Below are 17,291 nucleotides of genomic sequence, written 5' to 3' on the forward strand. Positions count from 1 at the left end.
TCCCCGGTTGAGACTATTCCGCGCGGATGCCAGCCGCCCGCACGATGCGGCCATTGCTCTCGAATTCCCCCGCGATCTCGTTCGCGAATTCTTCGGTGCGCCCACCCGTGGGCACGTTGTCCGTCGCCTGCAGCTTCGCGCGCAGGTCGGGGCTGGCCAGGGCCTTGTTGATCTCGACGTTGTACTTCTCGATAAGGATCGACGGCGTCCCGGCGGGCGCGAAGACGCCGAAGAGCGATGACAGGTTGGCGGCCGGATAGCCCAGTTCGGCCAGTGTCGCGACCTTCGGCAGGTTGTCGAGCCGTGCCGGCGCCCCCACGGCCAGCGGACGCAGCTTGCCGGCCTTGATCTGCGCGGCGACGCTGGGCCCCGCATTGGTCGACAGGATCTCGAACTGGCCGCCGAGCGCATCGTTCAGCTGCTGGCCGCCGCCTTTGTATGGGATGTGCGTGATGTCGACCTTCGCCGCTGCGCGCAATTGCTCGAGCACCACGTGGCCCAGCGAAGCCTGCCCTGACGTCGCCCAGCGCACGGCACCGGGCCGCGCCCTCGCGTCATCGAGCAACGAGCCGAAATCGCGTGTTCCCGTTGCGGGCGTCGCCAGCAGCAACACCGGCGAATACATGACGCTGACCACAGGCGCGATGTCCTTCAGGGGGTCGAAGGGCGACTTGCCCAGGTGCGGATTCAGCACCAGCGGGCTGATAGCCGAAAAGCCCAGCGTGGCGCCGTCGGGCGCGGCCTTGGCGACGGCGTCCATGCCGATCGTTCCGCTGGCACCTGCCTTGTTCTCGACCACGACCGTGCTGCCGAGCTGGGCCGCGAGCTTGTCGGCCAGTGCGCGGGCGACCACGTCACTGACACCGCCCGCCGGGTAGGCGACGACGAGGCGGATGGTCTTGGGGATGACTTGCGCCTGCGACGCGCCGGCGAACAGTGCAAGACCCAGCGCGAGCGTGACGGCTCGCCGGGGAAATTTCAAAGGCATCGATACAACTCCTGGACTGGGCTGGGATACGAATACAGCATCCGATTCTCCGGCGAAAGACGAACGCGCGATGTCAGCCGCGCGGATGGTGCTGCGCATGCAGCTGCTTCAGGCGCTCGCGCGCGACGTGCGTGTAGATGGTGGTGGTCGAGATGTCCGCATGGCCCAGCAGCAATTGCACCGCACGCAGGTCGGCCCCATGGTTGAGCAGGTGCGTCGCAAAGGCGTGACGCAGCGTGTGCGGCGACAGCGGCACATGAATGCCGGCCGCCACCGCGTTTTTCTTCACGATGACCCAGAACATCATCCGCGTCATGCCCGCACCGCGGCTGGTGACGAACAGGTCCGGAGTCTGCTGCCCATCCAGGATGACGGGGCGCGACTCGTGCAGATAGCGCTCGATCCAGCGGCGCGCCTCGCCACCGAAGGGCACCAGCCGCTCCTTGCTCCCCTTGCCGAGGACGCGCAGCACGCCGTCGTTCAGGCTCATCTCGAACACCTTCAGCTCGACCAGTTCGCTGACGCGCAGCCCGCTCGCGTACATCAGTTCGAGCATGGCGCGATCGCGCAAGCCCAGCGACGTATCAACATCGGGCGCGGCGAGGAGATCGTCCACCTGCTTCTCCGACAGGGTCTTGATCGCGCGCGGCATCTGCCGGGCCGGCGCCAGGCGCAGGCTCGGGTCGGCGGCAATGCGCTGTTCGCGCAGGGCCCATCGGTAGTAGCGCTTGAAGACCGTGAGGCGCCGGTTGGCCGAGGTCGCCTTGCCCTTGTCGGAAAGGCGCACGCCCATGTAGGCCTGCAGGTCGTTTTCCTGGGCGGTGTCCAGCACCTTGCCGCGCTCGGTGGTCATCCATTGCGCGAACAGTTCGAGATCGCGGCGATAGGCTGCCAGCGTGTTCTTGGAGAGGCCGTCCTCGAGCCACAGGGCGTCGATGAAGTCATCGATCTCAGGCCTGTCGGCAGGCGTACGGGTGGGCGTTTCGGTGGCCGCGGTCATTCGAGCAAGATAACAAAAGAAAAAGCCGCCCGGAAAGGGGCGGCTTCGAGCGAGAGTGCCCTGGTTCAGTCGAGCTTGAGCTTCTGCTTGGCCACGACCTGCTTGTAGACCTCGTACTCGGCCTTGATCTGCGCAGCGAACTGATCGGGCGTGTTCGCCACGATGAGCGAGCCCGTGTCCTCGATGCGCTTGCGCACGGCCGGGTCTTCGACGGACTTCTTGACGCCAGCGTTGATCTTGTCGACCACCTCCTTCGGCAGGCCCTTCGGGCCGAGGATGCCGTAGTAGGCCATGCGATTCACCGGCTCCAGGCCGACTTCCTTGAAGGTCGGCACATTGGGCAGCGCGGCAAGGCGCTGCGGCGCCGACACGACGATCGGCACCAGCTTGCCGGTCTGGATGAACGGCAGCGCCGACGGGAGGTTGTCGAACATGATCGGCACCTGTCCGGCCACGACGTCGTTCAGCGCCGGGCCGGCACCGCGATAGGGGATGTGCGTGACGAAGGTGTTGGTCAGGCTCTTGTAGAGCTCCATCAGCAGGTGCCCGATGCCGCCCGTGCCAGACGTCGCGTACGAATACTTGCCCGGGCTCTTCTTCAGTTCTGCGACGAATTCGGCGTAGTTCTTGGCCGGGAAGCTCGGATGCACCGCGATGATGTTGGGCGTGGCCGCGATGTTGACGATCGGCGTGAAATCATTGATCGGGTCGTACGGCGTCTTCGGGTTGATGGCCGGATTGGCCGCCGTACTCGACACGGTCGCAACACCGAGCTTGTAGCCGTCCGGCGTGGCCCGGGCCGTCTCGGCCGCACCGACGATGCCACCGCCGCCCGCCCTGTTGATGACCACCACGGGCTGGCCCAGCGTCTTGCCCAGCGGTTCGGAGATCACGCGCGCCACGATGTCCGTGGTGCCACCGGGTGCGAACGGCACCGAAAGTTCGATGGGCTTGTTCGGATAACCCTGCGCCCAGCTGGACCCTGCGAGCGCAAACAGCGCGGCTGCGCTGGCAAACGCATTCCATTGACGACGTTGCATGTGGATAGCCCTCCTTGGGCCAATAAACAAAAGCCCGGATGCTAACGGGTCGCCCGCCCACCCACCTCGTGGATTACCCATGTCGCGGGATATCCTCGAACGGGTGAACTATGCGCAACTGCTTTTCCCCGACTTTTCCCTCATCGCCTGCGGCTGGCTGTTGTGCCGCTACACGGCACTCGACCGCAGCGTGTGGAACCAGGTGGAAAGCCTGGTGTACTACTTCCTCTTCCCGGTCCTGCTGTTCCATTCGATCGTGCGCAGCCCGCTCGACTTCGGGGCCACCTCCAACCTGCTGACCGCCGGCGTGGGCGTCGGGCTCAGCGGCATCGCGCTGGCCTACGCCCTGCCCTTCCTGCCGGTGATCGGCGCGCACATCGACCGTCGCGACCACGCGGCCAGCGCGCAGATCGCCTTTCGCTTCAACTCGTTCATCTGCCTGGCGCTGGCCGACCGAATCGCGGGGCCCGAGGGACTGCTCATGATCGCGGTGCTGATCGGGGTGTGCGTGCCGCTCTTCAATATCGCGGCCGTCTGGCCGATGACGCGCCATGCGCAGACCGGCTTTGCACGGCAGCTTGTACGCAACCCCCTGATCATCGCCACCGTGACCGGCCTCATCGCGAATGTGCTGGGCCTCGGCGTGCCGACCTGGCTCGAGCCGACGCTCACCCGCATCGGCGCGGCATCGCTGGCGCTCGGGCTGATGGCGGCCGGTGCGGGCATGCAGTTCGCGACACTCGCACAAGGCAAGGTGCTGGCGGTGTCGGTGCTCGCCATCCGGCACCTGGTGCTGCCTTTGATCGGCTGGGGGCTCGCGGTCGTGCTCAAGCTGGACCCGGCGCAGGCGGCGGTGCTGATGACCTTCTCTGCGGTGCCCACCGCGTCGAGCGCCTACGTGCTGGCGGCTCGCATGGGCTACAACGGCGCCTTTGTGGCGGGGCTGGTGACACTCTCGACGCTGCTCGGCGTCTTGAGCCTGCCCTTCGCCCTGGCACTTACGCGATAGCCGGCAAGCTTCACGGCTACCATCTCCCGATGCGCCGCTACCTTCTGGCCGTCATCGCTGCATCGTCGCTGGCGGGCACGGTGCATGCGCAGGAATACACCCGCTACCAGGGCGGCTGGAATGGCCCTTTCCTCTTCTACGTGGTGCAGCAGGACACGGGTGCGCAGGGGCCCCCGGAGGTCTACCCGGGCGTGCTGCAGATCGACTTCGACGGCCGGGTGCATGGCACTGTCCCGGAAGCCGCCTGCACCCTGATGGGGTCGAGCACGGACTACGTGTCGCCCGCGAATGCCTCGATCGAACTCACCGTGAGCGGCTGCAAGGATGCCCGCTTCAACGGCCACTTCAGCGGCAAGCTGATCAACAACCCGGCGTTGAAATACGGTTCGCTCCGCCTAAGTTCGATGCGCTCGCTCGACTCGGGAACAGCCCAGATCTCCGCCATCATCCGGCACTGAGCGCCAGCGCCCATTCGACGTGCTCGCGCACCAGCGCGCTCGGGTGTTCGAGGCGCGAGACCAGGGCCTCGCGCGCACTGTCATCGCCGGCGCGCAGTGCATTGCCGAGCGCGACAGCCACGTTGCGCAACCATCGCTCGTGGCCGATGCGCCGGATCGGACTGCCTTCGGTGTAGCGCAGGAAGTCTTCTTCGCTCCAGGCGAAGAGTTCGCTCAATTGACGCCCGGTGAGGCCATCGCGCGCGTCGAAATCAGGCAGCGCGCTCTTCTTGGCGAACTTGTTCCACGGGCAGATCAACTGGCAGTCATCGCATCCGTAGATGCGGTTGGCCATCAGCGGGCGCAACTCAAGGGGGATCGACCCCGCATGCTCGATCGTCAGGTATGAAATGCAGCGCCGCGCGTCGAGCCGGTGCGGCGCAATGATGGCCTGCGTCGGGCACACATCGATGCAGGCGCTGCAGCTGCCGCAATGCGGCGTGACCGGTGCGCTCGGCGGCAGGGCCATGTCGACGTAGATCTCGCCGAGGAAGAACATCGAGCCGGCTTCGCGGTCCAGCACGAGTGTGTGTTTGCCGCGCCAGCCCTGGCCACTGCGCGATGCGAGTTCGGCCTCCAGCACGGGCGCGGAGTCGGTGAAGGCGCGGTGACCGAAGGGCCCGACCTCCCCGGCAATGCGATCCGCCAGCTTCGAGAGGCGCGAACGCAGGACCTTGTGATAGTCCCGGCCGCGCGCATAGAGCGAGACGATGCCTTCGTCCGGCCGCCGAAGGCGAGAGAACTCGATCGCCTGCCAATCGTCTGGAGTGGCGCGCGGAAGATAGTCCATGCGGGCCGTGATCACCGACACGGTGCCTGGCACCAGTTCCGCCGGCCTTGCGCGGCGCGTGCCGTGGGTGGCCATGTAGTGCATGTCGCCATGGAATCCCTCGGCCAGCCACTGCATCAGCCCCGGCTCCGCGCTCGATAGATCGACACCCGCGACCCCGATTTGGGAGAATCCGAGTTCCCGGGCCAAAGCCTGAATCCGAATCACGAGTTGATGGCTGCCGATCACCTGCCGATTGTAGAAACGCACAGCGCCACCCTGGTATGGCGTACCGAAGACGACACCGACGCCCTGGCGCGCGCCCTCGCGCAGTCGCCCGCCCTGCGCGACGCCTTCATCTCGCTGCAAGGCGACCTGGGCGCAGGCAAGACGACCTTCGTTCGCCACCTGCTGCGCGCGCTGGGCATCACGGGCCGCATCAAGAGCCCCACGTATGCCGTCGTGGAGCCCCACGAGGCACCCGACGGGCTCGCCATCTTCCACTTCGACTTCTATCGCTTCAGCGATCCGCGCGAATGGGAGGATGCAGGCTTTCGTGACATCTTCGCCGGACCGGGGGTGAAGATGGCGGAATGGCCTGAAAACGCCGCGGGGCGCATTCCGCTTGCGGACCTCGCTATTAAAATCGAAGCAATGACCGACGACACCCGCACAGTGACACTCCGCGCGCACACGCCGCGCGGCAGCCTGTTGCTTGCCGACGCCGCATGAGGGCGAGCGGACTGAAGCGACGTGCGCTGCTACAGGGCGGCAGCATTGCTCTGCTGCTGGGCGTCCACGAGATTGCGCAGGGCGCGACCATCGTGGCGGTCCGCGTGTGGCCCGCCTCCGACTACACGCGCGTCACCATCGAATCGGATGGCCGGCTGAATTCGCAGCAACTCGTGGTCGGCAGCCCACCGCGGCTGGCGGTGGACATCAACGGCATCGACCTCAATCCCGCGTTGCGCGAGCTGGTCGGCAAGATCAAGCCCGACGATCCCTACATCAACGGCCTGCGCGTCGGCCAGTTCGCTCCCGGCGTCGTGCGCATCGTCTTCGACCTCAAGCAGGCGGTGGCGCCTCAGGTGTTCTCGCTGGCACCGGTCGCCGCGTACAAGGACCGGCTCGTGCTGGACCTCTATCCGCAACAAGCCGCCGATCCGCTCGAGTCGCTGATCGCCGAGCGCCTGCGCGACGCGCCGAAAACCGCGGTGGCTGGCGCCGCGCCTCCTCCTTCCGGCGACACGCCCACGCCATCACGATCGGGCGGCGAGGCTGCCGATCCGCTGGGCGAGCTGATGGCGCAGCAATCTGCGCGCGCGACGCCGCCGGTGTCAGTCACGCAGGCCAATCGCCCGTCAGCGCCGGTCGGCCCTCTGCCCATTCCCATGCCGCCACCGGCAGTCAGCGCGCCGCCTCCACCGGTCACCACCGGGCGCGGCATCGCCACGGCGAGCCAGACCGACCGCATCATCATCGTCGCGCTGGACCCGGGCCACGGCGGCGAGGACCCCGGCGCCATGGGGCCGAATGGCACGCGCGAGAAGGACATCGTCCTGCAGATCGCCCACCGGCTGCGCGAACGCATCAATGCGAGCAGCGTCAACGGCAACCCCATGCGCGCCTATCTGACGCGCGACGCAGATTTCTTCGTGCCGCTCGGCGTGCGCGTGCAAAAGGCGCGCCGCGTGCAGGCCGACCTGTTCGTGAGCATCCATGCGGACGCGTTCACGACGCCCGAAGCACGAGGCGCGAGCGTGTTCGCCCTGAGCCAGGGTGGCGCATCGAGCAGTGCGGCACGTTGGCTCGCCAACAAGGAAAACCAGGCCGACAAGGTCGGCGGCGTGAACGTGGGCAATCACGAGGCGCAGGTGCAACGCGCACTGCTCGACATGAGCACCACCGCGCAGATCAACGACAGCCTCAAGCTGGGCGGCGCGATGCTGGGCGAGATCCGCAGCATTGGTGCACGACTGCACAAGGCGCAGGTCGAACAGGCCGGCTTCGCGGTGCTCAAGGCGCCGGACATCCCGAGCGTGCTGGTCGAGACCGCGTTCATCAGCAATCCCGAGGAAGAGGCCAAGCTGCGCAGCACGGCCTATCAGGAAGACTTGGCGGACGCGCTGATGCGGGGGATTCAGCGCTACTTTGCGCAGAACCCGCCGCTGGCGCGCAGCCGCCAGTTGTAGTTCCGCGCGCCGATGGCCGCGGGGCCCACTCCGGCTGGATTGATCACAGCTTGTAGGTCGACAACAGGATGCTCGTCTCGCTGTTCGATATCCCCGGGATCGAACGGATGGCCGTGAGCACCCGGTCGAAGGCCTCGAGCGTGTCGGCTCGCAACTCCGCCATCAGGTCCCAGCGCCCGTTCGTGGTGTGGAGGGTCACGACATTGGCGTGACCCCGCAGCGCGCGTCGAACCTCGGCGCCATGCGGCCCGTCGACCTCGATGCTCATCATGGCGCGGATGCGATGGGGCTCCGCATCCGGCCGAAGTCGCACGGTGTAGCCGACGATGGTTCCGTCGCTCTCCAGCTTGCTGATCCGGTTCTGCACGGTGGCGCGCGCCACGCGGAGCTTCTCCGCCAGCGCGACCACGGACATGCGGGCGTCGTCGCGCAGCAGGGCGATGAGTTGGCGGTCGGTGTCGTCCATGGAATTGTCATTTTGCAATCTTCGATCGACACAATGCAAGCATCGATGTCATTTATGACAAGTTGAACGGTTCACTTTGGCACCTCCGGCTGAAACAATGGATCCATCACCCCCCAGCCAGCGGTGCAGTCTTCAGGAGAACCCAACCATGTCGCGTTTCCTCTCGATTCAAGCCCCTTCCGCGGTCGTCATGATCCGGCCGCATGGCTTCACGCCCAACCCGGAGACGGCAGCGGACAACGCATTCCAGAGCCGGGCGGAGCAGGAATCCGCACAGGCCATCGCCCGCTCTGCATACCGCGAAGTGACTGCTGCCGCAGAACGCCTGGAAGCCGAAGGCGTGCGGATGCATCTCTTCGAGGATCGCGGCGAGCGCGATACCCCGGATTCGGTCTTCCCCAACAACTGGTTCTCCACACATCCGGGCGGCCATGTGGCGCTCTACCCGATGTACTGCGAGAACCGTCGCCGCGAGCGCCGCCCGGAGGTCATCGAGATGCTCAAGTCCGAGTACCGCGTGCAGGAGGTCATCGACTATTCCGGGCTGGAGCATGACGGCCTCTTCCTAGAAGGAACCGGTGCGATGGTGTTCGACCACATGGCGCGCGTCGCCTACGTGGCGCGCTCGCATCGTGCGGACCCCGTGGCCCTGGAGCGCTTCAGCACGCATTTCAACTTCGAGCCGATGGTGTTCGACTCGGCCGATCCGAGCGGCCGGCCGGTTTATCACACCAATGTGCTGATGTGCGTCGCGACCGAGTTCGCGATGGTGGGTCTTGACCTGATCTCCGACAGCCGGCGCGCAATCGAAGTGCGTGCACGCCTGGAAGAATCGGGACGCGACGTCATTGCACTGGACGCACGGCAGATCGCCAATTTCGCAGGCAATGCGATCGAGCTGTCCGGTCGCGACGGCCGCATCCTTGCGCTCTCGCAGCGCGCGTTCGACAGCCTCACGGCGCAGCAAAAGGCAGTCATCGAGCGCTCCGCGCGGCTGGTTCCGCTCGCGGTGCCCACCATCGAGATGGCGGGCGGATCGGTGCGCTGCATGATCGCGGGCATTCATCTTTCGCGCAGGCGTCCGACCTGAGCAGGTTCTGGTCGTGCACTGCAGGTCGCCGCAGTCGCGCAAGGTGCGACCACCCTTTCGGGCAATACACCGGGGCCGTCTCCTACATGTCGGCAAAGGGTTCTCCAGAGAATGAATTCACCAATCACTGAAAGGTGGACATCATGAAGACGAGACTCTGGATTTCCGCAGCAGCAGCTGCTTGCGTTCTCACATTGGCCGGCTGCGCAGGTGGCCCCAATCAGCAACTCGGCACTGCCGGTGGCGCAGTGGGTGGCGCGCTGATCGGCAACGCGGTCGGCGGCAACACCGCCAGTACCGTGGGCGGGGCAGCCATCGGTGGCCTGATCGGCAACCAGGTTGGGCGCAGCGCGGATGAGCGCAACTACCAACGCAACTACTACCCCAACAACACCTACTACCCGAACAACGGTCCGCGATATTGAGACCGTGCAAAGCAGAGAGCGCGCCTTCGGGCGCGCTTTTTCGTGGCGGCCGCGTGACCGTATAAACGCGGGATGAGACAAAACATCCTTCGATCCTTCGTTGCCGCCGGAGCCTTCGTGCTGAGCGCGTGCAGCACGATCCCCAACGACAAGCCGGCCCCGAAAGTCGCAGGCGCCTCACCCGTCACGGCGCCTTGCCCCCAGGGCCTTCCCGCCGATACGCGTTGCTACAGCGGGCAAGACAGCGCTGGCGCCTTCTATTGGATTGCCATTCCTGCCAACTGGAACCGGGTGCTCGTGATGCACGCGCACGGCGGACCCGAGTTGGGCGCGCCGTCCATGGCGCGCGCCACCGAAGACCTGCAGCGATGGGCCGTCACCGTGAAAGCCGGCTACGCATGGGCAGGATCAACCTATCGGCGCGGCGGCTACGGGGTCACGATGGCCGCCGAAGACACCGAGCGCCTGCGTGCCTTGTTCGTCCAGGCCTTCGGCGCACCGCGGCGCACCTTGTTGCACGGACAGAGCTACGGTGCTGGCGTAGCCGCGAAGGCCGCCGAGCTGTACGCGACCGTCGACGGGCGCAAGGGGCCGTACGACGGATTGCTCCTTACCAGTGGCGTGGTCGGCGGCGGCACGCAAGCCTATGACTACCGGCTGGACCTGCGCGTGGTCTACCAGTACGTGTGCAAGAACCATCCGCTGCCCAGCGAGCCTGCATATCCGCTCTGGCAGGGACTTCCGCGCGAATCGACCCTCACGTCCGCGGAACTGCTGCAGCGCATCGACGCCTGCACCGGCGTGCGCAAGTCCCCGATGGACCGCACAGCGCAACAGCGCGCAAATCTCGCGACACTGCTGGACACCATTCGCATCCCCGAACGTTCGCTCGTCGGCAACATGAACTGGGCGACCTTTCTGTTTCGCGACGTGGTGCAGGAGCGCCTCGACGGCGGCAACCCCTTCGGCAACATCGGCGTGAAGTACAGCGGCTCGCGCGACGACGCTGCGCTCAATGCCGGCGTTCAGCGCTACCCAGCCGATCCTGCCGCAGTGAGCAAGCTGGCCGCCGATAGCAACCCGACGGGCCGCGTGAACGTGCCGACGCTCGGCCTCCACGCCATCGACGACCCGACGGCCTTCGTCGAACTCGAATCGGTCTACCGAGATGTACGCGAGCGCGCTGGCACGGCGGACTTGCTGGTGCAGACCTTCAGCCGCGAATCCGAACACAGCTACCTGAGCGATGCCGAATACCCGACGCTGTTCGCCGCCCTCCTGGAGTGGATCGACAACGGCCGCAAGCCGACACCGGAAGGCATCGCCGCGCGCTGCAAGGACATCGAAGCACGCTTTGGCGGTGGCTGCCATTTCGATCCCACCTATGTTCCGCGACCGCTGGCAGCGCGCGTGCCGCCCCGGCAGAGGCCGTAGCCTGGACGACGACTCAGTGCGCCGACGAGGCGCCGCGTGCGCGCCAGGCGCCGTAGATCGCGATCAGCCCCGGCACCAGGATCAGCGCCCAGATGATCTTCTCGAGATGTTCCTTCACGAGCGGAAGATTGCCGAAGAAGTAGCCGGCGGTGCAGATCCCGACCACCCACAGCAGCGCACCCACGATGTTGAAGAGCGTGAACTTGCCCCGGTTCATCGCAGCCACGCCCGCCACGAAAGGCGCGAAGGTGCGGATGAACGGCATGAAGCGCGCCAGGATGATGGTGACGCCGCCGAAGCGCTCATAGAACGCGTGGGCCTGGTCGAAGGCCTTGCGGTTGAAGAAGCGCGAACTCTCCCACTTGAAAACCTTGGGCCCGAAATAGCGCCCGATGCTGAAGTTGCACTGGTCACCCAGGATCGCCGCGACCAGCAGGATCGGCACTGCCAGCCCGAAACTCATGAGTCCGGCTCCGCACAGCGCGCCGACGATGAACAGCAGCGAATCGCCTGGCAGGAACGGCATGACCACCAGCCCGGTCTCGACGAACACTATCAGGAACAACAGCCCGTACACCCACGGCCCATAGGCGATGACGAAGGCTTCGAGGTGTTTATCGACATGCAGGATGAAGTCGATGAGAAAGCTGATGATTTCCATGGCGCGCATTATGGCGACAGGGGCGCAAGCCCCCTTCTAGAATGTTCGGGTGAGTGCCCTTCCCTCTTCCATCGATCCGGCAGCGCGCCGCCCCATCCGCGAGCTTCCTGACGAACTCATCAGCCAGATCGCGGCTGGCGAAGTGGTGGAGCGGCCCGCTTCCGTGGTGCGCGAACTGCTCGACAACGCCCTCGATGCCGGCGCGCGCCAGATCACGGTGCGGCTCTCCGCCGGCGGCGTGCGTCTCATCTCGGTCGAGGACGACGGGCAAGGATTGCCACGCGACGAACTTCCTCTGGCCCTGCGCCGCCATGCCACCAGCAAGATCGCCAGCCTCAACGACCTGGAGACCGTCGGCACGATGGGTTTTCGCGGCGAGGCGCTCGCGGCCATCAATGCCATCGCGGAGCTGAGCATCCTCTCGCGCTTCGCCGGCGCCGACAGTGCCTTCATGCTCGATGGCCGCACCGGCGAATTGCGCCCCGTGGCCCGCGCGACCGGCACCAGCGTCGAAGTGCGCGAACTCTTCTTCGCGACACCCGCGCGCCGCAAGTTCCTGAAGACCGACGCGACCGAACTGGCGCATTGCATCGAGTCGGTGCGTCGCCACGCCCTGGCCCGGCCCGAGGTCGGCTTCTCGATCTGGCATGAAGGCAAGCTGGTCGAGCAGTGGCGCGCCGCCACCACGCGAGATCAGCGGCTCGCCGACACGCTCGGCGACGACTTCGTCACGCACAGCGTCGCGGTCGAACACGTCCACGGCCCGGTGCGCGTGACCGGCCGGGCCGGCATTCCCGATGCGGCGCGATCGCGGGCCGACCAGCAGTTCTTCTACGTCAACGGCCGCTTCGTGCGCGACAAGGTGCTCGCGCACGCCGTTCGCAGCGCCTACGAAGACGTCCTGCACGGCCAGCGGCAGCCGGTCTATGCGCTGTATCTCGAGATCGATCCCGCACGGGTCGACGTCAACGTGCATCCGACCAAGATCGAAGTTCGATTCCGCGATGGACGCGAGGTGCATCAGGCGGTCCGCCACGCCATCGAGGATGCCCTGGCGGCACCGCGCGCCGGCGACGCCACGAGCGCACCGGCCGAACCGTTCTTCAAGCCGCGCCCGCTGCCAGCCTCGGCTTCGTGGACGCAACCCGCCATGCCGTTTGCCGCGGAGCGCGGCATCGGCGATGCCGCTGCCATGTGGCCCGCCTATCGGCAGGAAAAGCCCGCAGAGAGCCCGGTGGTCGCCAGCACGCCTTGGGTGGCCCCTGCGGAGCCGCAGCCCTTCTCGCCCGCTGCACGGCCGGAACCGAGCCCCGCCGAATCCGAAGCCTGGCCTCTCGGACGCGCACTCGCGCAACTGCAGGGCATCTACATCCTGGCCGAGAACACCCAGGGCCTGGTGATCGTGGACATGCATGCGGCGCACGAGCGCATCGTGTACGAGCGCCTCAAGACCCAGTTGGACGGTGCTTCGATCACCAGCCAGCCGCTGCTGATCCCCGCCACCTTCGCCGCCACGCCTCAGGAAGTGGCGACGGCCGAGGCCTGCGCCGCCGTGTTGCCGTCGCTCGGCCTCGAAATCATGCCGTTTTCGCCACGCACGCTGGCCGTGCGCGCCGTGCCCGGCACGTTGGCCGACGGCGACCCGGTCGAGCTCGCGCGCAGCGTGCTCGCCGAACTCGCCCTCCACGACGCCAGCACCGTCGTGCAGCGCGCACAGAACGAACTGCTCTCCACCATGGCCTGCCACGGCGCGGTGCGGGCCAACCGCAAGCTCACGCTCGACGAAATGAACGCATTGCTGCGCCAGATGGAGGCGACCGAGCGCTCGGACCAGTGCAACCACGGTCGGCCGACATGGCGCCAGCTCTCGGTGCGCGAGCTCGACTCGCTGTTCATGCGCGGGCGATAGGCCAGAACTTTCCTTCGCTTACAAACTGCCGCCCGAGGCGCTTTCTCCGGCTGCAGGCCGCGAAATTCGGCACATTTGGCAGTGGTTGAGCCCTGAACCGAGGGTTTTCATGGGTCATCGCGCGACCGGGCACGCGCGTTGCATGAGGTCTTTCGTTGAACTTTCCGGCCTCCCGCCTGTCCTTCAGCCTTCATGAAATCCTGGACCCTCTTCGCATCCGCCACCGCCCTGGTCGCCCTGCTGGCGGGCGGTTGTTCCACCCTCGACGAGCGCCAGCGCGAGTGGATCTTCCAACCCAGCGACCGAAGCTGGGGCAATTCGGAAGCCATGAGCCAGGGAATGGACGACGTCTGGATCGATTTCAAGTCATCGCTCACCGGCGAGCCTGCGCAGCTGCACGGCCTGTGGCTCGGCGGGGCGCCTGAATCACCCGATACGCCCGTTCTGCTTTACCTGCACGGTGCGCGCTACAACGTGGCCGGCTCCGCACCAAGAATGCGCCGAATGCACGAATTGGGCTTCGCGGTGCTGGCGATCGACTACCGAGGTTTCGGCAAGAGTTCCAAGGGCTTGCCCTCGGAAGATTCCGCCCGCGAAGATGCGTATGCCGCATGGACCTGGCTGGCGGCGAAGCACCCCAGGCAACCGCGTTACATCTTCGGCCATTCGCTTGGCGGCGCGATCGGGATCGACCTGGCCTCCCGCGTGAACGACGAGAGCGGCACCATCGTCGAAAGCACCTTCACGTCGATCGCGGACGTCGTGAGCAGCTTCAAGTGGGGCTGGCTGCCCTTCGGCCCCTTCATCACTCAACGCTTCGAGGCGATCAGCAAGGTCAAGGACATCGGCGCGCCGCTGCTGGTGGTGCATGGAGCGGCGGACAGCCTGATCAACCCGACGCTGGGCCGCAAGCTGTATGACGCGGCGACCGTGCCCAAGCTGTTCGTGCTCGTCGAAGGCGGCTCGCATCACAACGCCAACTCGATCGGGCAGGTGCAGTACCGTGCGGCCCTCTCGCAGCTCTTTCGCATGAAGGAGCCGCCCACCGAGATGGCTGCGGGGGCCGAAACGGCGGCTGCGCCTCCGTTGCCCGCGCTCCCGGACACCCCCGCGCGCCGCCAAGCCCGGTTGGCCGGACAGGCGATCTGACGCGGCTCGGGCGCTCCGCTCTCCGGCTTTGTTAACCTCGGGCGCATGCCGCCCCCTGCCGCACCGGCCCTTTCGCAAACCGTGCCGCGTGCTCCAGGCACGTCAGCAGCCCCCACCACCCCGCGCTACGTCGCGCTGGCCGGACCCACCGCATCCGGCAAGACCGCAGCCGCCTTGGCCATCGCCCGCGCGCGGCCAGTCGAGATCGTCAGCGTCGATTCGGCGCTGGTCTATCGCGGCATGGACATCGGCACCGCCAAGCCCACGCCCGAAGAACGCGCCGAAGTCCCGCACCACCTCATCGACATCCGCGATCCGAGCGAGACCTACAGCGCCGCCGCGTTCGTGCAGGACGCGAAGCGACTGATCGGCGAGATCACCGCGCGTGGCCGGCTGCCGCTGCTGGTGGGCGGCACGATGCTCTACTTCAAGGCGCTGGCCGATGGCATCGATGCCATGCCGGCAGCCGATCCCGAAGTGCGCAGGCAGCTCGAAGCCGACGCTGCTGCACTGGGCTGGCCCGCGATGCACGCTCGCCTCGCGGAAGTCGATGCCGTCACTGCAGCACGCCTGGCACCCAACGACAGCCAGCGCGTCCAGCGTGCGCTCGAGGTCTGGCACAGCAGCGGGCGGCCGTTGTCGAGCTTTCACGCGGCAGGCGCCGCCGACGATGGCTGGCAGGCCACCGCGCTCCTGTCGCTCGAACCGACCGACCGGGCCTGGCTGCACGAACGCATTGCCGCGCGCTTCGACGCGATGCTGTCAGGCGGCTTCATCGCCGAGGTGCAGGCTCTGCGCGCAAGGGGCGATCTGGTCGCGGATCTGCCGTCGATGCGCTGCGTCGGCTACCGCCAGACCTGGGAAGCGCTCGACGGCACCTGGCCCATCACCGAGTTGCGCGAGCGCGGCATCGCAGCCACGCGCCAGCTGGCGAAGCGCCAGATCACCTGGCTGCGCAGCATGCCGCAGCGCCGCGTGATCGCCGCCGAGGCACCAGACGCCATCGAGCAGGTCGTGCGACAGGTCGTCGAGATCGCATGACGCTGCACATCACGGATCTGGACAAGCACTACGGCGAGGTGCCGGTGTTCGAGCACGTGTCGCTCGACGTCGCGGCCGGCGAATTCGTCGCGATCGTCGGCGAGTCGGGCGTCGGCAAATCGACGCTGCTCAACTGCATGGCCGGCCTCGACAGCTGGAACGCCGGGACGGTCGTTCACGACGGTGTCGACATCGGCGCACTCGACGCCGAGGCGCGAGCGCTTTGGCGCCGCAAGCACGTCGGCTTCGTGTTTCAGGCTTTTCATGTGCTGCCGCATCTGGATGTCGCGCAGAACGTCGGGCTGCCCCTGTTGCTGCTCGGCCAACGCGGCCCGGCCAGCGATGCGCGGGTGACGCAGATGCTCGACGCGGTCGGTCTTGCGGGATTGGGTAGGCGACTTCCCCAGGAACTCAGCGGAGGCCAGTTGCAGCGCGTGGCCATCGCGCGCGCATTGGTGCACCGCCCGTCACTGCTGCTGGCCGATGAGCCGACGGGCAATCTCGACCCGAGCACCGCCGCCCGCGTGATGGACGTCCTGATTGCACAGACGCGCGAACATGGCGCGTCGCTGGTGCTGGTCACGCATTCGGAGGCAGCCGCAGCGCGCGCCGATCGGGAGCTTCACCTCAGTGCGGAAGGAATCAAGGCCTAGGCGGCTCCTGCCACGAGCGCGGCAAAGCGCCCCAGGTCGACGTTGCCGCCACTGATGACCACGCCGACGCGCGCTCCGCGAATCGCTTCGCCTGCGGCACAGGCGCCCGCGAACGCGAGGCAACCGGTGGGCTCGACCACCATCTTCATGCGCTCGGCAAAGAAGCGCATCGAATCGACCAGTTGCGCATCGCTCACCGTGACGATGTCGTTCACGTCGCGCCGGATGATGCCGAAGGTGTATTCGCCCAGATGCTGGGTCTGCGCGCCGTCGGCGATGGTCTTCGGTGTTTCGATATGGACGATGTGGCCCGCGCGAAGCGATTGCTGGCCATCGTTGCCGGCTTCGGGCTCGACACCATAGATCTTGCAGTCGGGCGACAGGGCGCGAGCCGACAGCGCCGAACCGCTCGTCAAGCCGCCGCCGCCGAGGCAGATATAGAGCACGTCGAGCGCACCCGCTTCTTCGATCAGTTCCTTCACTGCCGTGCCCTGCCCCGCAATCACATCAGGATGGTCGTAGGGCGGGATCAGCGTCATGCCGCGCTCCTGCGCCAACCGGCGGGTGAGCGCTTCGCGGTCTTCGGTGAAGCGGTCGAATTGAACCACCTCGGCACCGTAGCCGCGGGTCGCGGCGAGCTTGGCTGCAGGCGCGTCATTGGGCATCACGATCACGGCCGGCATGCCGAGGATGCTGGCCGCGAGCGCGATGGCCTGCGCGTGGTTGCCCGACGAAAAGGCGATCACACCGGCCTTGCGCTGCGCCGCGTCGAATTTCGACAGCGCATTGAACGCACCGCGAAACTTGAAGGCGCCCATGCGCTGGAAGTTCTCGCACTTGAAGAAAAATTGCGCACCCCAGCGGGCGTCCGCGGTCCGGGATCGCAGCACCGGCGTTCGGTGGGCATGGCCGTCGAGCCGCTCGGCCGCGGCGATCACGTCGTCGTAGGTGGGAAGTGTCGTCATGAG

At 66.6% G+C, this 17,291-nt stretch carries 18 protein-coding genes; 11 read left to right on the top strand and 7 right to left on the bottom strand.

Features of this window, described 5'->3' with window-relative positions:
* Positions 1-13 precede the first annotated feature (13 nt).
* The 3 genes from QTH90_RS18245 to QTH90_RS18255 all read right to left on the bottom strand — a co-directional run bounded on the left by QTH90_RS18245 (position 14) and on the right by QTH90_RS18255 (position 3,028).
* Positions 14-988, bottom strand: coding sequence for a Bug family tripartite tricarboxylate transporter substrate binding protein (locus QTH90_RS18245; protein ID WP_286665976.1), 975 nt, complete (start codon positions 986-988; stop codon positions 14-16).
* 73 nt (positions 989-1,061) lie between these two features.
* Complete coding sequence (gene xerD, locus QTH90_RS18250; protein ID WP_286665977.1) at positions 1,062-1,988, bottom strand: site-specific tyrosine recombinase XerD; 927 nt, start codon at positions 1,986-1,988, stop codon at positions 1,062-1,064.
* A gap of 65 nt (positions 1,989-2,053) precedes the next feature.
* Positions 2,054-3,028, bottom strand: a complete 975-nt coding sequence (locus QTH90_RS18255; protein WP_286665978.1) for a tripartite tricarboxylate transporter substrate binding protein BugE — start codon at positions 3,026-3,028, stop codon at positions 2,054-2,056.
* Between the two features lie 79 nt (positions 3,029-3,107).
* Here QTH90_RS18255 and QTH90_RS18260 point away from each other — a divergent pair, with 79 nt between their 5' ends.
* Together QTH90_RS18260 and QTH90_RS18265 are read left to right on the top strand one after the other, a co-directional pair.
* Positions 3,108-4,037: an AEC family transporter gene (locus tag QTH90_RS18260; protein ID WP_286665979.1), complete on the top strand. Its 930-nt coding sequence runs from the start codon at positions 3,108-3,110 to the stop codon at positions 4,035-4,037.
* A 29-nt stretch (positions 4,038-4,066) separates the two neighbouring features.
* Entirely contained in the window at positions 4,067-4,495 is a 429-nt protein-coding gene (locus tag QTH90_RS18265) for a hypothetical protein (RefSeq protein WP_286665980.1), read from the top strand.
* Here QTH90_RS18265 and queG read toward each other — a convergent pair.
* Positions 4,482-5,552 carry a tRNA epoxyqueuosine(34) reductase QueG gene (gene queG, locus QTH90_RS18270; RefSeq protein ID WP_286665981.1) on the bottom strand — a complete coding sequence of 357 codons (1,071 nt, stop codon included), beginning with the start codon at positions 5,550-5,552 and terminating at the stop codon, positions 4,482-4,484. The two genes, QTH90_RS18265 and queG, sit on opposite strands and share 14 nt — an antisense overlap.
* Between queG and tsaE the strand changes: the two genes are divergently transcribed.
* Positions 5,538-6,035, top strand: coding sequence for a tRNA (adenosine(37)-N6)-threonylcarbamoyltransferase complex ATPase subunit type 1 TsaE (tsaE, locus tag QTH90_RS18275; RefSeq protein WP_286665982.1), 498 nt, complete (start codon positions 5,538-5,540; stop codon positions 6,033-6,035). The genes queG and tsaE overlap by 15 nt on opposite strands.
* Positions 6,032-7,495, top strand: a complete 1,464-nt coding sequence (locus QTH90_RS18280) for an N-acetylmuramoyl-L-alanine amidase (RefSeq protein ID WP_286665983.1) — start codon at positions 6,032-6,034, stop codon at positions 7,493-7,495. Before tsaE ends, QTH90_RS18280 begins: the two co-directional genes overlap by 4 nt.
* A gap of 43 nt (positions 7,496-7,538) precedes the next feature.
* On the opposite strand, the gene QTH90_RS18285 is transcribed toward QTH90_RS18280, so the two are convergent.
* On the bottom strand, positions 7,539-7,961 hold the full coding sequence (locus QTH90_RS18285; protein WP_286665984.1) for an Lrp/AsnC family transcriptional regulator: 423 nt from the start codon (positions 7,959-7,961) through the stop codon (positions 7,539-7,541).
* Between the two features lie 148 nt (positions 7,962-8,109).
* Between QTH90_RS18285 and ctlX the strand changes: the two genes are divergently transcribed.
* The 3 genes from ctlX to QTH90_RS18300 all read left to right on the top strand — a co-directional run bounded on the left by ctlX (position 8,110) and on the right by QTH90_RS18300 (position 10,910).
* Positions 8,110-9,051, top strand: a complete 942-nt coding sequence (gene ctlX / locus QTH90_RS18290) for a citrulline utilization hydrolase CtlX (RefSeq protein WP_286665985.1) — start codon at positions 8,110-8,112, stop codon at positions 9,049-9,051.
* A gap of 143 nt (positions 9,052-9,194) precedes the next feature.
* On the top strand, positions 9,195-9,476 hold the full coding sequence (locus tag QTH90_RS18295; RefSeq protein ID WP_286665986.1) for a YMGG-like glycine zipper-containing protein: 282 nt from the start codon (positions 9,195-9,197) through the stop codon (positions 9,474-9,476).
* 72 nt (positions 9,477-9,548) lie between these two features.
* Complete coding sequence (locus tag QTH90_RS18300) at positions 9,549-10,910, top strand: alpha/beta hydrolase (RefSeq protein ID WP_286665987.1); 1,362 nt, start codon at positions 9,549-9,551, stop codon at positions 10,908-10,910.
* 13 nt (positions 10,911-10,923) lie between these two features.
* Here QTH90_RS18300 and QTH90_RS18305 read toward each other — a convergent pair whose 3' ends face one another.
* Positions 10,924-11,571 (bottom strand): DedA family protein, encoded by a 648-nt coding sequence (locus QTH90_RS18305; protein ID WP_286665988.1) that lies wholly within the window; start codon positions 11,569-11,571, stop codon positions 10,924-10,926.
* A 49-nt stretch (positions 11,572-11,620) separates the two neighbouring features.
* Here QTH90_RS18305 and mutL point away from each other — a divergent pair, with 49 nt between their 5' ends.
* The 4 genes from mutL (at position 11,621) to QTH90_RS18325 (ending at position 16,323) form a co-directional block, all read left to right on the top strand.
* A complete protein-coding gene (mutL, locus tag QTH90_RS18310; RefSeq protein WP_286665989.1) occupies positions 11,621-13,480 on the top strand; it encodes a DNA mismatch repair endonuclease MutL in 1,860 nt (619 codons plus the stop codon).
* Positions 13,481-13,672: 192 nt separating this feature from the next.
* Complete coding sequence (locus tag QTH90_RS18315) at positions 13,673-14,629, top strand: alpha/beta hydrolase (RefSeq protein WP_286665990.1); 957 nt, start codon at positions 13,673-13,675, stop codon at positions 14,627-14,629.
* A gap of 45 nt (positions 14,630-14,674) precedes the next feature.
* Complete coding sequence (gene miaA / locus QTH90_RS18320; RefSeq protein ID WP_286665991.1) at positions 14,675-15,670, top strand: tRNA (adenosine(37)-N6)-dimethylallyltransferase MiaA; 996 nt, start codon at positions 14,675-14,677, stop codon at positions 15,668-15,670.
* On the top strand, positions 15,667-16,323 hold the full coding sequence (locus QTH90_RS18325; protein ID WP_286665992.1) for an ABC transporter ATP-binding protein: 657 nt from the start codon (positions 15,667-15,669) through the stop codon (positions 16,321-16,323). The genes miaA and QTH90_RS18325 overlap by 4 nt, the downstream gene beginning before the upstream one ends.
* On the opposite strand, the gene QTH90_RS18330 is transcribed toward QTH90_RS18325, so the two are convergent.
* On the bottom strand, positions 16,320-17,288 hold the full coding sequence (locus QTH90_RS18330; protein ID WP_286665993.1) for a threo-3-hydroxy-L-aspartate ammonia-lyase: 969 nt from the start codon (positions 17,286-17,288) through the stop codon (positions 16,320-16,322). The genes QTH90_RS18325 and QTH90_RS18330 overlap by 4 nt on opposite strands.
* Positions 17,289-17,291: the final 3 nt, after the last annotated feature.

Origin of the sequence: Variovorax flavidus (genome assembly GCF_030317145.1) — a bacterium.
Classification (GTDB): Bacteria; Pseudomonadota; Gammaproteobacteria; order Burkholderiales; family Burkholderiaceae_C; genus Variovorax; species Variovorax flavidus.